Consider the following 15,688-nt stretch of genomic DNA (forward strand, 5'->3'; position numbering starts at 1 on the left):
TATACTCATATGTCGGATACAAACTAAAATATGAATCTGTAACAAGGCTTGCTTTTGCGTCTTGATGGTTAATAATTAGACACTTGTTAGGGTGTAAACCCAGTAAATAACAGTATGGTAAAGGATGTTTACTTTTACCTGCGAAATTTTTTATCTTCGAAAGGTAAAAAATGCTTTGAATTCACGTTTTTGGTGATTATGATGCGCGCCTTAAAGGTGTATAGCAACAGGTCTCAAATAGAACCAAGGTGGAGAAAAACAGACGTTGAACGCTAAAAAATCAGTAGGAAAGCCAGTAGTACAGCTAACTGGCATCAGTAAAAGTTTCGATGGTAAGGAAGTCATCGGCAATCTGGATTTAAACGTAAATCATGGTGAGTTTCTCACGATTTTAGGCCCATCAGGTTGTGGTAAAACAACCGTGCTAAGAATGATTGCGGGTTTTGAAACGGCAGATAGTGGTCAAATACTATTAGCTGAACAAAACGTAACCCAAGTTCCTGCTGAACAAAGGCATGTAAACACTGTATTCCAAAGCTATGCCCTATTCCCGCATATGACCGTTTTCGACAATGTGGCATTTGGCTTACGCATGCAGAAAGTTCCAAACAGCGAGATTGAACCTCGTGTAATGGATGCTTTGAAAATGGTGCGCCTAGAACAAATGGCACAACGAAAGCCACACCAGCTATCTGGTGGCCAACAGCAACGTATCGCAATCGCTCGTGCTGTCGTTAATAAGCCTAAAGTTCTTTTGTTGGATGAATCTCTATCTGCTCTGGATTACAAACTACGTAAACAGATGCAAATCGAGCTGAAACAATTACAACGCCAACTTGGTATCACGTTCATTTTTGTAACGCATGACCAAGAAGAGGCGCTGTCTATGTCTGACCGTATTATTGTTATGCGTGATGGCGTGATTGAACAAGACGGAACACCAAGAGAGATCTACGAAGAGCCTAAGAACCTATTTGTAGCGCGTTTCATTGGTGAAATTAACGTATTCGAAGCGACAGCGAAATCTCGTCAAGATGAAAAACGCATTGTTGCGACAATCGAAGGTGAAGAGTCCATTATCTATCACGATAAAGACGTAACACCGGGTCAAAAACTGCAAGTATTGCTTCGCCCTGAAGATCTTCGAATCGAAGAAATTAAAGAGTCAGAGCAACGCGGTATTGTTGGCCACATTGTCGAGCGAACCTATAAAGGCATGACATTAGATTCAGTCGTAGAACTTGAATCTGGTATGCGTGTCATGGTTAGCGAATTCTTCAACGAAGATGACCCTGATGTTGATCACTCACTGGGCCAAAAAGTTGCAGTAACTTGGGTTGAGAGCTGGGAAGTGGTATTAGAAGATGAGCAAGAAGTTTAATTTACAAAACGCAATTGTTGCTTTAATCACAGGTTGGTTAGTGTTGTTCGTGATGATTCCAAACATCATGATCATTGGTACTAGCTTCTTAACTCGTGATGAAGCGAACTTGATCGAGATGACCTTCACTCTCGATAACTACGTGCGTTTGGCTGACCCGCTGTATTTTAAAGTGTTGATGCACTCTTTCTATATGGCAATTGTCGCAACCCTACTTTGTTTGATTATTGGTTACCCATTCGCTTACATCGTGGCAAAAATGCCGGCGAAGTGGCGTCCAATCATGTTGTTCCTAGTGATAGTACCATTCTGGACGAACTCTTTGATTCGTACATACGGATTAAAAATTGTACTGGGTACGCAAGGTGTCTTGAACAAAAGCTTGTTAGCGTTAGATATCATTGATAAACCGCTACGTATCATGTACTCAGAAACCGCAGTAATGATCGGTTTAGTGTACATCCTACTTCCGTTTATGATTCTGCCGCTGTATTCAGCGATTGAAAAACTGGACGATACGTATTTAGAAGCGGCTAAAGATTTAGGTGCGAACAAACTGCAAACGCTATTGAAAGTGGTACTACCACTAACAATGCCGGGCATTATTGGCGGCTGTTTGTTAGTGCTACTGCCAGCGTTAGGTATGTTCTACATCTCTGACCTATTAGGCGGAGCTAAGAACCTATTGATTGGTAACGTGATTAAGAGCCAAGTGCTCAACGCTCGAGACTGGCCGTTTGGCGCAGCGACGAGTATCGCACTGACCATGGCAATGGCTGTGATGCTGTATGCCTACTACCGAGCAGGTAAGCTATTGAACAAGAAAGTGGAGCTAGACTAATGGGGCGCACAGTTAAGTTCAGCTTTATGGCGCTGGTATACGCCTTTCTATACCTACCTATTATCGTATTGATCGCTAACTCGTTTAATGCCAATAAGTTTGGTATGAAATGGGGTGGCTTCACCACTAAATGGTATGACGCGCTTATTAACAACGACAGCCTAATGCAGGCTGCGTGGCACTCGATCAACGTAGCGGTGTTCTCAGCAACAGCCGCAACGATTGTCGGGAGCCTTACAGCAGTAGCCCTATTCCGTTACCAATTTAAAGGTAAAGGCATCGTAAATGGCATGCTGTTCATCGTAATGATGTCTCCAGATATCGTAATGGCGATTTCGCTTCTTGCGCTATTCTTGGTAATGGGTGTTCAACTTGGGTTCTTTACCCTACTTGCTGCTCACATTACCTTCTGTCTACCGTTTGTTGTAGTAACGGTATACAGTCGCTTGAATGGCTTTGATGTGAAGATGCTAGAAGCAGCAAAAGACTTAGGTGCAAGTGAATGGACGATTCTAAAACAGATCATTCTGCCTCTTGCTAAGCCAGCGGTTGCTGCGGGTTGGTTATTGAGCTTCACTCTGTCTTTGGACGATGTAATCATTAGCTCTTTCGTAACCGGCCCAACGTATGAAATCTTACCACTGAAGATTTACTCAATGGTTAAAGTGGGTATCTCTCCTGAGGTAAACGCCCTAGCAACAGTGATGTTAGTGGTGTCGTTAATACTGGTGATCATTTCTCAGTCATTAGCGAGAGAAAAAATCAAGTAAGTCTCCTACTCTATATAGAGACTGGCTTGATTAAGAAGTTAAGAGACTTCAAGTTCAAAAAAAGTGTTAATCATAAACAGAATGGTAAATTGCCATTCTGTTTTTCTATCTACTGCCTTCGGGCAACGTTTAGTTTGGAGCTAACGTCAATGAAAAAATGGGCTACTCTATTAGCTGGTAGTGCATGTGCGCTTTCAATGTTATCTGCACCATCATTTGCAAAAGATAACAAAGAATTGGTATTCATGAATTGGGGACCTTACATCAACAGTGAGATTCTAGAACAGTTCACTGATGAAACTGGTATCAAGGTGATCTACTCGACTTACGAGTCGAACGAAACCCTGTACGCAAAGCTAAAAACACACAACAAAGGCTATGACCTAGTTGTGCCGTCGACTTACTTCGTATCTAAGATGCGTGACGAAGGTATGCTACAAAAGATCGACAAAACTAAGCTGAACAACTTCAAGAATCTAGATACTAACTATCTAGATAAGCCGTACGACCCAAGCAACGACTACTCTATTCCACACGTAGTTGCGATCACAGGTCTTGCTGTTAACACTGACATGTACGATCCAGAAGATTTCCAAAGCTGGGCTGATCTATGGAAGCCAGAGCTTGAAGGTCAACTGATGATGATGGACGACACTCGTGAAGTGTTCCACATCGCACTGCGTAAGTTAGGTTACTCTGGTAACACAACCAACGAAAAAGAGATCGACGAAGCGTACGCTGAGCTACAAAAGCTTATGCCAAACGTTCTAGTATTTAACTCAGACAACCCAGGCGCGCCTTACATGTCTGGTGAAGTGGGTCTTGGTATGCTGTGGAACGGTTCTGCTGCTGCAGCGCAAAACGAAGGTCTACCAATCAAACTGGTTTTCCCTAAAGAAGGCGGTATCGGTTGGGTTGATAACTTTGCGATTAGCTCTGGTGCGGTAAACGTAGAAGCAGCTCATAAGATGATTGATTTCCTACTTCGCCCTGAAATTGCTGAGCAAATTTCTCGTGACACAGGCTACCTAACGGCCGTTAAAGCGTCTAACGAGAAGTTCAAAGATAGCCCTGCGCTATTCCCATCGCAAGAAGACCTTGATCGTGTTGAATGGCAAGCTGCGGTTGGCGATAAGACAGTGAAGTACGAAGATTACTTCATGAAACTTAAAGCAGGTCAGTAATTTAGCTTATTATCTAACTGTGGCTAAGTAACCAGTTTACTTAACAGGTCAACGTAGATAATCAATAAGTTAAAAATAAGAATATCAATGAATAGGCAGCTTAGGCTGCCTATTTTATTATATCGCTGCTATAATATAGCGCGATTTTTCGAAATCCTTTACCTTGGGTTCACTACCCAGCTCCAAATCAAACAAATGAACGGAACAGTAATGAAAAAAACACTGTATACCGGCGCATTGTGTGCTGCTACTTTACTTTCTACACCCTCTTTCGCAGCTGACCAAGAACTGTATTTTTACAACTGGTCTGAATATATTCCAAATGAAGTACTAGAAGACTTCACAGAAGAGACGGGCATTAAAGTCTACTACTCAACTTATGAGTCTAACGAAAGCATGTACGCTAAGTTAAAAACTCAAGGTACGGGTTACGACTTAGTGGTTCCTTCTACTTACTTCGTTTCTAAGATGCGTAAAGAAGGCATGCTTCAAGAGCTTGATAAAACCAAGCTAAGCCACTTTGCAGATTTGGATCCAAATTACTTAGATAAGCCATTTGACCCAAATAACAACTACTCAATCCCATACATCTGGGGTGCGACGGGTATTGGTATCAACTCAGACATGCTAGACAAGTCTTCAGTTAAAAACTGGGGCGATCTGTGGGATACGCAGTGGGAAGGTCAACTGATGATGATGGATGACTCTCGTGAGGTTTTCCATATCGCTCTATCTAAACTGGGCTACTCTCCAAACACGACTAACCCTGAAGAAATCAAAGAAGCCTACGAAGAACTTCGTAAGCTAATGCCAAACGTATTGGTATTTAACTCAGATTTCCCAGCGAACCCTTACCTAGCAGGTGAAGTGTCTCTTGGTATGCTTTGGAATGGTTCTGCTTACATGGCACGCCAAGAAGGCGCAACGATTGACATTATCTGGCCAGAAAAAGGCGCTATCTTCTGGATGGACAGCCTAGCAATTCCAGCAGGCGCTAAGAACACTGAAGCGGCTCATAAGATGATCGACTTCCTTCTTCGCCCAGAGAACGCTGCGAAAATTGCTCTAGAGATCGGTTACCCGACACCAGTTAAAACCGCTTACCCTCTTCTTCCTAAAGAATTTGCTGAAGACAAGAACGTTTTCCCACCACAATCAGTGATGGATAACGGTGTGTGGCAAGATGAAGTTGGTGAAGCGAGCGTTATTTATGACGAGTACTTCCAAAAACTTAAAGTAAACAACTAAGTTATTGTTAGTTAAGAAGTTAAGTAAATAAAGCGGCGTAAGCCGCTTTATTTTTTCAGATTCAGAAACTGATGTGTGTTATTAAAGACAAGGCTTAGGCCGTTAAAGAACCTTTCTCTGTACATAATAACTCGCCAACCAGTTTAGGCACCTCGATACTCGCCTTGCCGTAGCGCTTCTCTTCAAATTCACTTTCAACCGCACTTGGTTCGAGGTTTATCTCGATAGTATGTGCACCATGCATTTTCGCATCGTGAACAAAGCCTGCCGCTGGATAAACAACACCTGAAGTTCCGATAGAGATAAACAGATCAGCTTCTTCCAGTGCTGAATAGATGTCACCCATTCGTAATGGCATTTCGCCAAACCACACAATATGAGGGCGCATCTGCGCTGGAATTTGACAACAGTGACAGAGTTCGCCGGTTTCGATGTCACCTTTATGTTCGATAACTTGATTGGATTCACTGCAACGTGCTTTTAAAAGTTCACCGTGCATGTGGATAATGTTGTTGCTGCCGCCTCTCTCGTGCAGGTTGTCGATGTTCTGAGTGATGATTGTTACTTTGCCATCAAGTTTGTCTTCGAGCTCACCTAGCGCCTTATGGGCGGAGTTTGGTTGAATGCTCTCACCTTGTAAGCCATGACGACGCTTGTTATAGAATGCTTGAACCAAGTCGGGATCTTTAGCAAAACCTTCTGGAGTCGCGACATCTTCGATTTTATGGTTTTCCCATAGCCCGTCTTGTGCTCGGAATGTTTGTATCCCCGACTCCGCAGAGATGCCAGCGCCAGTAAGAATTACGATATTTCGATATGGGAAATGCATATAACGTCCTTTTAGATATGTCACTTTGTAACAGCTTAGCACTGTTCAAATTCCAACAATAGTTTTTGGGGATTAGACCATAGTCTTAGGCAACTGAATTCATTGGCTATTTGTGACATAACTCGCTTGATGGATACTGCCGTTGTTACTCAAACTCTTGGTTTAGCTTTTCACAGAACCCAAAAAAGCGACCGAAGCCGCTTAGTTCTGTTTAACTGATGCCTACTTGATGTAGCTTAAACCCATCAAAGTGAACAACGTTAATCTTCGTTGATAGACGAGATCTTATGGATTGAAAGATCCGCGCCGTTGAATTCGTCTTCTTCACTTAAGCGTAGGCCTGTTAGTTTGCTCAACACACCATAAACAATCATTGCGCCAATCAAAGCCACAGCAATGCCCGCTAGTGTACCGACAACTTGAGAAGCAAAGCTCACGCCCCCTAGCCCCCAGAATGTTTGCGAGCCGAAGATACCCGCTGCAATGCCACCCCAAGCGCCACATACGCCGTGTAGAGGCCATACACCTAATACATCATCAATCTGTGTTTTGTTTTGCATGTACGTGAACAGGTAAACAAACAATGCGCCTGCCACGCCGCCAGTCACTAACGCGCTTAATGGGTGCATTAAGTCTGAACCTGCACAAATAGCGACGAGACCAGCCAAAGGACCATTGTGGATGAAGCCCGGGTCATTTTTACCCGCAATTAGAGCCGCAAGAATACCGCCAACCATTGCCATGAGTGAGTTCATCGCCACTAAGCCGCTGATACCATTGATTGCTTGAGCTGACATTACGTTAAAGCCGAACCAACCGACACATAAGATCCAAGAGCCTAGTGCTAAGAATGGGATATTCGATGGTGCGAAGTTGGTGTGTTTGCCTGCACGGATGCGACCTTTACGCATACCTAAGAAGTAAACCGCAACCAAAGCAATCCAACCACCTACGCCGTGAACCACTACCGAGCCTGCGAAGTCATGGAACACGTAACCAAACTGACCTTCTAGCCAATCTTGGAATCCAAAGTTGCCGTTCCAAATGATGCCCTCAAAAAATGGATAGATGAAACCAACCGTAAACAGTGTCGCAATCAAAATTGGGTAGAAACGTGCACGCTCTGCGATACCGCCTGAAACGATCGCAGGAATTGCCGCCGCGAATGTCATTAGGAAGAAGAACTTAACCAGTTCATATCCGTTGCCTTGCGAAAGTGTTTCTGCGTCTGCAAAAAAGTGTGCACCGTAAGCAACCCAGTAACCGATAAAGAAGTAAGCAATGGCGGAGACACCAAAATCCGACAGGATTTTAACCAGCGCGTTCACTTGGTTCTTCTTTCGAACGGTACCGACTTCTAGAAATGCAAAGCCAGCGTGCATCAAGAAAACCATGATGGCGCCGAGTAATAGGAATAAAGTATCTGAACTTTGGGTAAGGGTTTGTACTGCACTATGAACTTGAGTCACCGTTTCACTCATTAAAGCATTCTCCTTCGCTTTATCTGATTTGCACTGATATCGTGCGATTCAATGTTGTAATTAATTAAAGACTCAACAGTGAACGCAAGATGCGTTCCAAGTGTGAGGGGTAATTTTCGTGCAACAGGTTTTGTTTTTAACTTATTGATTATTAAAGTCTAAATATTTAGGTGCACTTTTATGGTCCTTTACACCAAAAAAAATCGCAACGACAATTGCACCAAATAAGGGAGTTGCACCATATTGAAGCGGTCAATAAGTAGGTTCTGATGCAGATAGCGGCTGACAACTATTTACGGTTCCGGGGACTTAAAAACAAAAAGCCCAGTTCAATGAATCACTGGGCTTTCTTTAGATATGTCATTAACGTCTCAGCGTTACAGGTTTGGTCCTGTCGACGGGTTTTGCGGTAGGTTTTGACTTAAACGCTGCATGCCTTGATACATACGGATAAACCAAACCACAATCGCAACACCACCGAACAACATGCCTACATACGGTATGTAGTAAGCGATGTCATCGATAATATGATTTTGATACCAGTAATCGTTCACACCGATCAACACGCCATTAGAGGTCGCTACTGTCACGATAAGTACAACAAAGAACGTCAAGTTCAAGAAGAACGAGCGAATCAAGCCGTAGTAATGGGTATCCACTACTTCGCCGTCTTCACCTTTATCTAAACGATAGCCCGCGTAGATGATGGCAACCACACCAGAGAGAAGACAAGTAAATGGCGTAAAGCAGCTTAGTATGTAAGCGACCCAAATACCTTTATGAGGTTTGTTCATTCTTATTCACCCCTTCCGCTTTCTCTGTTGCTGCGTTAGCGCTTTGTTCAACGCCGTTTTTCTCTTGTTCCATCACTTCTTTGTACCAAAGATCATGGTGCTCTTTAGCCCAAGTCTCATCAACTTCGCCTGTTACCATGCCTTCTAGTGCCCCTTCCATACCGAACAAGCCGATGTAGATGTGGAACACGAAACCACAGATAAGGATCAAAGCAGCCAACATGTGGACTAGGTTTGAGAGCTCCATATCTCGACGGGTTTGACCGAAGATTGGGAAGTCTAAAACCAAGCCACTGATCGCAGCCACACTACCCATAACAATCAATAGCCAGAACAGTGCTTTTTCACCCGCGTTCGAAAACTCTGCAGATGGATGAGAACCTTTATGTTTCCCGACCATACCACCCAGTTTCATGAACCACTGGATATCGACCATCTTGAAGATAGACTTACGCCACCACTTGATAAGAACAGCCATCAACAGCACATAGAAAATTGGGCCGATGTAGTTATGGTATTGCTTAGCCAGTAGAACGATGAAGCCCCAAAGGTCTGTTGGAATGTACGGCTTCAAGAAGTGCTTACCGTAAACCAACATCAAACCACTGAACGCCAGTGTTAAGAAGGTAAACGCCATACTCCAGTGCAAGGCACGGTCTAGTCGAGACCAACGTTTGATCTTACGGCCTGTTCTTGGCGCGCTTAGCATTAGCGGGCCAATCACAACGTACATCAAAGTCACGAAAGCAATACTGCCAAAGATAGCGACGGCACCGGCTGGTGACATCCACTTCTCTTTCAATATGTACCACGTTTGACCTGGAGTACTGATCAACACACCATGCTCAGCTGATTGAGATGTGGTGTAACCTTCCTCACCGTTTCTCACTTGTCGCCAAAAATCGGCGCCAGCAAGTTGTGTGATTTCTCGTTGAGCAGAGCTCGATTGAGTTTGTGATGAGTTCGTCTCAGATGCATGACTCATAGGAGAAAGCATTGTTAGTGCTGCCAACATTGGCAGCACTACAAGGAAGAGACGCTTAAACATTGTAAGCATATGTCTCTCCTACTTAGCTCTTAGTCGCATCGTAAGAAAGGTCGTTGCCGTCTGTCCAACCTGCACCTTTCGCACCACGTTCAACAACACGCTGGCGGAATACATCAGAGACTTTCTCTGCATCACCCGCTAGCAGTGCTTTGGTCGAACATAAAGAAGCACACATTGGTAGCTTGCCTTCAGCAATACGGTTCGCACCGTACTTCTGACGTTCTTCCACAGAACCTGGCTCTGTTTCTGGGCCGCCAGCACAGAAGGTACATTTGTCCATTTTACCGCGCTCACCAAAGGCTTCCTGTTTAGGAAATTGAGGTGCGCCAAACGGACAAGCAAACAAGCAGTAACCACAACCGATACACAGATCTTTATTGTGAAGTACGATGCCGTCTTCCGTATGTTCAAAACAGTCTGCCGGGCAAACTGCCATACAAGGGGCATCAGTACAGTGCATACACGCTACTGAGATAGAGTTTTCACCTGGTTCGCCATCGTTCAGTGTCACAACGCGACGACGTTGAATACCCCATTCCAGAGCATCATCATTTTCATTCTTACATGCAGTGACACAACCGTTACATTCGATACAACGCTTGGTGTCACAAAGAAATTTCATTCTAGCCATTTTAAGACTCCTTACGCTTTACGAATATTACAAAGGGTTACTTTCGTTTCCTGCATCAACGTGACAGGGTCGTAACCGTATGTGGTTGCTGTGTTAGCAGCTTCACCAATAACGTAAGGATCAGTGCCTTCTGGGTATTTAGAACGCAAATCTTCGCCTTGGAACTTACCACCGAAGTGGAATGGGATGAATGCCAGACCCGGTTTCACACGACGTGTAACCATCGCTTTCACCTTAATACGGCCCTTCTCTGCACCCTCAACCCAAACATCGTCACCGTCTTTAAAGCCGATGTCGTTTGCATCTTTCGGGTTCACTTCAACAAACATCTCTTGCTGTAGTTCTGCTAGCCAAGGGTTAGAACGGGTTTCTTCACCACCACCTTCGTACTCAACCAAACGACCAGAAGTCAGGATAATCGGGTATTCGCCAGATTTGTCTTGCTCTTGAATCGACTTGTAAAGCGTAGGAACACGGAAGATAGCTTCTTTGTCGTCCCACGTTGGGTAATCAGCAACTAGGTCGCGACGTGGCGTGTAAAGTGGCTCACGGTGCAGTGGTACACGGTCTGGGAATGTCCAAACAATCGCACGTGCTTTCGCATTACCAAATGGGATACAGCCGTGTTTAATTGCCACACGTTGGATACCACCTGAAACGTCAGTCTTCCAGTTTTTGCCTTCAGCAGCCGCTTTCTCTTCTGCAGTTAGATCATCCCACCAACCCAGTTGTTTCAGTAGTTTGTCACTGAACTCTGGGTAGCCGTCTTTGATCTCACAGCCTTTCGAGTAGCTGTCTTCTGCCAGTAGGCTTTGACCTTCAAACTCAACACCAAAACGAGTACGGAAGTTACCACCACCTTCAGCAACCGTCTTAGACGTATCGTAAAGGATGTGTGTACCCGGATGTTTCATCTCTGGTGTGCCCCAACATGGCCAAGGTAGACCGTAAGTCTCGCCATTTGCTGGACCGCCTTCTGCTTCTAGAGACGTTTTGTGGAATGTGTGCCAATTCTGTTGGTGTTCTTTCAAACGCTCAGGGCTTTGGCCTGTGTAGCCGATTGTCCACATACCTTTGTTGAATTCACGTGTAATATCTTCAATCAGTGGTTGGTTGTTCTCAACACGGATGTTTTTGAACAGCTGATCAGAGAAACCAAGCTTCTTAGAAAGCAGGTACATGATTTCGTGGTCAGGTTTAGATTCGAATAGAGGATCAACAACCTTGTCACGCCACTGTAGAGAACGGTTTGACGCCGTTACACTGCCGTAGGTTTCAAACTGAGTCGTTGCTGGTAGCAGGTAAACGCCGTCGGTACGATCATTCATTACCGCTGCAACCGTTGGGTATGGGTCAACAATAACCATCATATCCAGCTTCTGCATCGCTTTTTTCATCTCTGGACCACGAGTCTGAGAGTTCACCGCGTGACCCCAGTAGAACATGGCACGGATGTTTTCGCGTTGGCGAATCTTGTCTTTGTCTTCAAGTACGCCATCAACCCAACGAGATACAGGAATACCTGCACTGTTCATTGGTTTTTGACCGCCGTATGCGTTGTCGTCGAAACGGCCTTTCACCCAGTCAAAGTCGATATCCCAAACTTTTGACCAGTGACGCCAAGAACCTTCAGACAAGCCGTAGTAGCCTGGAAGTGTGTCTGACAGTACGCCAAGGTCAGTTGCGCCCTGTACGTTATCGTGACCACGGAAGATGTTTGCACCGCCGCCTGATTTACCGATGTTACCTAGCGCAAGCTCAAGTACACAGTAAGCGCGTGTGTTGTTGTTACCAGTCGTGTGCTGAGTACCACCCATACACCAAACGATACAACCCGGACGGTTTTCAGAAAGTAGTTTCGCGGTGTGGTATACGTCTTTTTCACTAACACCAGTTACGCGTTCAACTTCTGCTGGGTTCCACTTCGCGACTTCTTCACGGATCTCGTCCATGCCGAATACACGTTGTTTAATGAACTCTTTGTCTTCCCATTGGTTTGCAAAGACGTGCCATAACACACCCCAGATAAACGCAACGTCAGAACCTGGACGAAGAGAAACGTAGTGATCTGATTTCGCAGCAGTACGCGTACGACGAGGATCCGCAACAACGATCTTACAGTTGTTCTTCTCTTTCGCGATCAAGATGTGTTGCATCGCTACTGGGTGAGCTTCCGCTGGGTTTGAACCAATGAACAGCATCGATTTACAGTTGTGCATGTCATTGAACGAGTTTGTCATTGCACCGTAACCCCAAGTGTTCGCAACACCGGCTACTGTGGTTGAGTGACAAATACGTGCTTGGTGGTCAACGTTGTTGGTGCCCCAAAGCGAAGCCATCTTACGGAATGCATAAGCTTGCTCGTTACTGTGTTTCGCACTACCTAGGAAGTAAACTGAATCAGGGCCAGACTCTTTACGAAGTTCTAGCGCTTTGTTACCGATCTCTTCAATCGCTTGTTCCCAAGAAAGCTTCTTCCACTTACCGCCTTCCAATTTCATTGGGTACTTAAGACGACGTTCACCGTGGCCGTGCTCACGAAGTGCTGCACCTTTCGCACAGTGTCCACCAGCGTTGAATGGGTGATCGAATGCAGGCTCTTGACCTGTCCATACGCCATTTTGAACTTCAGCGTAGATACCACAACCCACAGAACAGTGAGAACAGATAGTACGTTTCACTTCTGTTTTCGCTTCTGGATCGACTGATTTAGCCTGTGCTTTCTTCATCATACCTGGTGCAAATAGACTTGCGCCTACCACTGCGCCACCAGCAGCTAATGAAGTGTTTTTCATGAAGGCACGTCGAGACACACCTAGCTGATTGGTTTCTTTGCTCACACTATCGGAGCGTTTGACAAGTTTCATCCGTTATCTCCTAAAGTGTGTCGTAGTAATCGCGAATGTGTTGCGTCTCACGATACCCTGTCTTCTTCACGTCTTCTTTCGAAATTTCAACAGTTTCTGAAGCGGTTGCCACTTTAGTTGTACCAGCGACAACGGCACCAGCAACGGCTGCAGTCGTCAAGCCTTTGAGTAGATCCCTACGGCTTGTATTTATATCTTTATTATCTTTCATCATTGCTTCCTTACCTTACGGTAGATCTTTTTTTGGAGGCTTAATGCCCCTCTATCGATATAATCGCGTACTGCTCGATTACTCGTAATCAGTGACGTTTTTCACATCAATCTTTAATTTGTGCTTACTGCTTTTTGTATTCACGCTAAAACGCACTTGTTCTAACGTTAAGAATGCTTCACACAGTTGAGCGGCCGATTTGTAGAAGTTCGCGCTTTCTGCCCCTTCAAGCTGACGCGTGAAAGAGTTAAACCAAGGGCCAAGGTGCTTATTGAATACCGCCTGTTGCAGTGCTTCTTCTTCAGCCGTTAGCATCGCCATCACTTCACACAGTGCTGCGATATGATCTTCCGGCTCTTTCACTTGATCGTCACGCTCAATGCCTAAAAGCTCTAAGTCATGACGAATCTCTGCCAATGGTTTTTCCATCATGGCGCCAGTGCGATGCCAAGAACCAAATGGAACGACTTCTCCACGCCCAATACCGATGAACAAATCTTGATATTCGTCTTCAAGAGCTTCACGGTTTGATTCTGTTGCCGCTTGTTGAATGGCAATCCAAGCCTTTTGCATTGCGCTTTCAGACGCTTCAATATCGAGTGTTTTTAGAAAGTCGATCACCTCTTCAGAAGGTGCGCTGCGAAACAGTGCGGATAGAACCAAATAGATCTCAGTTCTTAGTGTCTGTTCTTGTGCCTGATCCAAATTCGTTTCCAAGGCTAACTCCTAGTATTTCAATTGTTTCAATGGGTCTTGAGCCATTGAATCGAACATATCCACCACACGGCAGTCTTCACACATAGCAATACGATTAATCGCTGCTTCATCTGAAAAGTGAGAGTGACCGCGTAACTTGTTCTGTAACATGTCAATCATAGACTGAGGTGCGAATGGTTTATGGCAACGTACACATTCCGCAGCTTTCTCTTCATGAATCACAACTGCTTTTTGACGTTCTTCTTTTACCCAGTTCATACGAGGCGTAAGAGTCAGAACATTTTCAGGACATGCCTTTTCACACAAGCCACATTGAATACAGTCTTGTTCTACAAATTTAAGTGATGGAGAAGCCCCGTCGGTATGAAGTGCACGTGTCGGACACACAGCCACACAGCTCATACATAACGTACAATCTTTGCTATCACACGAAACGTTGCCGTAAGGTGCGTTTGACGGAAGCTCAACAATATTTTCAACAGGAATACGAGCTGAAGACATCGCATCAAGTGCTGTAAATAGACGTTGGCGCTTGTTGCCTTGAAGATCGCCAAGTGCAAGGTCGAATGAATCCACACAAAGTGTTGGAGGACATTCACGTAGAGATTCTAAGTACAGAATATCGATGGTTTCTTTTGGAATACCGATTTGATCTAGTAGTTCTTGAGCAATCCCTACTTCGTTATTCAGAACACGAATGATCGTTTCTGGCATAAAGCGAGATGCGGCAAACAGAACCTGAGTTGCGCCATTAACTAAAGCTGCAAACCAAGTATCGATACCAATAGATGGCAGTTCTTCTACGACAATTGGAATCACGTTATCTGGTAGCGCTTTAAGAGCCATCACGTTGTAAGTCTCATGACGTGAGCTACAGATAAGTACGATTGGATCCAGACCACCCGCTTGCTCATAATTAGCTAGCGTACGTTCAATAAACTTTTGAGTGTCATCAGGGTTTGGCAGCGCATAGGTAATCGCTTCTGTAGGACAACTAGTTGCACAAGTACCAACGCCTTGACATAGGTAAGGGTTAATCTCAATCTTGTGACCCGTCTTATCAGAGCCTTCACTTGATAGTGCGCCAGCAGGACAAGCATCTACACAACGCTCACAGCCTTTTACGCCACGAGAACTGTGCGCGCAAAGGTCAGTGTCGAGACGGAAGAACTTAGGCTTATCAAATGTGCCCATAAGCGTTGGAATCTCTTCCAGTGCTTCAGCAAGTTTTGGATAGCCACGACCTACTGGGTAATAACCCGGTACAGGTACTTCTTCTGTCATGCAGCTATTCAGACATAGGTCTAAAACAACATCGAAACAATCGTGATTAATCGCGACTTTCGCTAGATTGCTTGATGTGCCTTTGTTTTCGATCACAACTTCAAACGTGCCAAGGAAACCGGATACTTGAACCGAATTCGCGAAGTACAGTTCTGGGTTTGTGCCCTTTTCGCCATCTGTTGACAATAAGGTTAGGCTCGTCAATTGAGGTAATTGAGCCGCAGCACTTTCAATGATCGCAGTTGGACCAATAACAAGTGTATTACCGCCGCTTTCGTAGCTAACAGTAGGTGGAATCAGATTTGTTAACTCAACTGTATTTTCAAATGCATACAGTCTTGCTTTAGCGTTATTTGAATTTGCTTGTTCTAATAATTGTTTAAGCATTGCTCAGTTCCATCT

At 44.7% G+C, this 15,688-nt stretch carries 14 protein-coding genes; 5 read left to right on the top strand and 9 right to left on the bottom strand.

Features of this window, described 5'->3' with window-relative positions; translation table 11 throughout:
- Window positions 1-265 precede the first annotated feature (265 nt).
- The 5 genes from potA to AB4329_RS10645 all read left to right on the top strand — a co-directional run bounded on the left by potA (window position 266) and on the right by AB4329_RS10645 (window position 5,424).
- Complete coding sequence (gene potA / locus AB4329_RS10625) at window positions 266-1,381, top strand: spermidine/putrescine ABC transporter ATP-binding protein PotA (protein WP_017059631.1); 1,116 nt, start codon at window positions 266-268, stop codon at window positions 1,379-1,381.
- Window positions 1,365-2,222 carry a spermidine/putrescine ABC transporter permease PotB gene (potB, locus tag AB4329_RS10630; protein WP_017059630.1) on the top strand — a complete coding sequence of 286 codons (858 nt, stop codon included), beginning with the start codon at window positions 1,365-1,367 and terminating at the stop codon, window positions 2,220-2,222. The genes potA and potB overlap by 17 nt, the downstream gene beginning before the upstream one ends.
- Window positions 2,222-2,992: a spermidine/putrescine ABC transporter permease PotC gene (gene potC, locus AB4329_RS10635; protein ID WP_017059629.1), complete on the top strand. Its 771-nt coding sequence runs from the start codon at window positions 2,222-2,224 to the stop codon at window positions 2,990-2,992. The genes potB and potC overlap by 1 nt, the downstream gene beginning before the upstream one ends.
- 149 nt (window positions 2,993-3,141) lie before the next feature.
- Window positions 3,142-4,176, top strand: coding sequence for an extracellular solute-binding protein (locus AB4329_RS10640; protein WP_017059628.1), 1,035 nt, complete (start codon window positions 3,142-3,144; stop codon window positions 4,174-4,176).
- A gap of 210 nt (window positions 4,177-4,386) precedes the next feature.
- Window positions 4,387-5,424 carry an extracellular solute-binding protein gene (locus AB4329_RS10645; protein ID WP_017059627.1) on the top strand — a complete coding sequence of 346 codons (1,038 nt, stop codon included), beginning with the start codon at window positions 4,387-4,389 and terminating at the stop codon, window positions 5,422-5,424.
- A gap of 94 nt (window positions 5,425-5,518) precedes the next feature.
- On the opposite strand, the gene cobB is transcribed toward AB4329_RS10645, so the two are convergent.
- The 9 genes from cobB to AB4329_RS10690 form a co-directional block, all read right to left on the bottom strand.
- Window positions 5,519-6,253: a Sir2 family NAD+-dependent deacetylase gene (cobB, locus tag AB4329_RS10650; protein ID WP_061017917.1), complete on the bottom strand. Its 735-nt coding sequence runs from the start codon at window positions 6,251-6,253 to the stop codon at window positions 5,519-5,521.
- Between the two features lie 260 nt (window positions 6,254-6,513).
- Window positions 6,514-7,734: an ammonium transporter gene (locus AB4329_RS10655; protein WP_372138271.1), complete on the bottom strand. Its 1,221-nt coding sequence runs from the start codon at window positions 7,732-7,734 to the stop codon at window positions 6,514-6,516.
- A 377-nt stretch (window positions 7,735-8,111) separates the two neighbouring features.
- Window positions 8,112-8,528 (bottom strand): hypothetical protein, encoded by a 417-nt coding sequence (locus AB4329_RS10660; protein ID WP_048658737.1) that lies wholly within the window; start codon window positions 8,526-8,528, stop codon window positions 8,112-8,114.
- Window positions 8,512-9,585, bottom strand: coding sequence for a formate dehydrogenase subunit gamma (locus tag AB4329_RS10665; RefSeq protein ID WP_372129792.1), 1,074 nt, complete (start codon window positions 9,583-9,585; stop codon window positions 8,512-8,514). Before AB4329_RS10665 ends, AB4329_RS10660 begins: the two co-directional genes overlap by 17 nt.
- 13 nt (window positions 9,586-9,598) lie before the next feature.
- Window positions 9,599-10,207 carry a formate dehydrogenase FDH3 subunit beta gene (gene fdh3B, locus AB4329_RS10670; protein WP_004742271.1) on the bottom strand — a complete coding sequence of 203 codons (609 nt, stop codon included), beginning with the start codon at window positions 10,205-10,207 and terminating at the stop codon, window positions 9,599-9,601.
- An 11-nt stretch (window positions 10,208-10,218) separates the two neighbouring features.
- Entirely contained in the window at window positions 10,219-13,074 is a 2,856-nt protein-coding gene (locus tag AB4329_RS10675) for a formate dehydrogenase subunit alpha (protein ID WP_017063869.1), read from the bottom strand.
- A gap of 10 nt (window positions 13,075-13,084) precedes the next feature.
- Window positions 13,085-13,285 (bottom strand): twin-arginine translocation signal domain-containing protein, encoded by a 201-nt coding sequence (locus AB4329_RS10680; protein WP_008217926.1) that lies wholly within the window; start codon window positions 13,283-13,285, stop codon window positions 13,085-13,087.
- A 78-nt stretch (window positions 13,286-13,363) separates the two neighbouring features.
- Window positions 13,364-14,002 (bottom strand): molecular chaperone, encoded by a 639-nt coding sequence (locus AB4329_RS10685; RefSeq protein ID WP_017059621.1) that lies wholly within the window; start codon window positions 14,000-14,002, stop codon window positions 13,364-13,366.
- Between the two features lie 9 nt (window positions 14,003-14,011).
- The gene (locus AB4329_RS10690; protein WP_017059620.1) at window positions 14,012-15,673 is read right to left on the bottom strand and encodes a 4Fe-4S dicluster domain-containing protein; all 1,662 of its coding nucleotides are present in this window, start codon (window positions 15,671-15,673) and stop codon (window positions 14,012-14,014) included.
- Between the last annotated feature and the right edge of the window lie 15 nt (window positions 15,674-15,688).

The sequence above is a fragment of the Vibrio sp. 10N.261.54.A5 genome (assembly GCF_041471145.1).
GTDB lineage: Bacteria > Pseudomonadota > Gammaproteobacteria > Enterobacterales > Vibrionaceae > Vibrio > Vibrio crassostreae_C.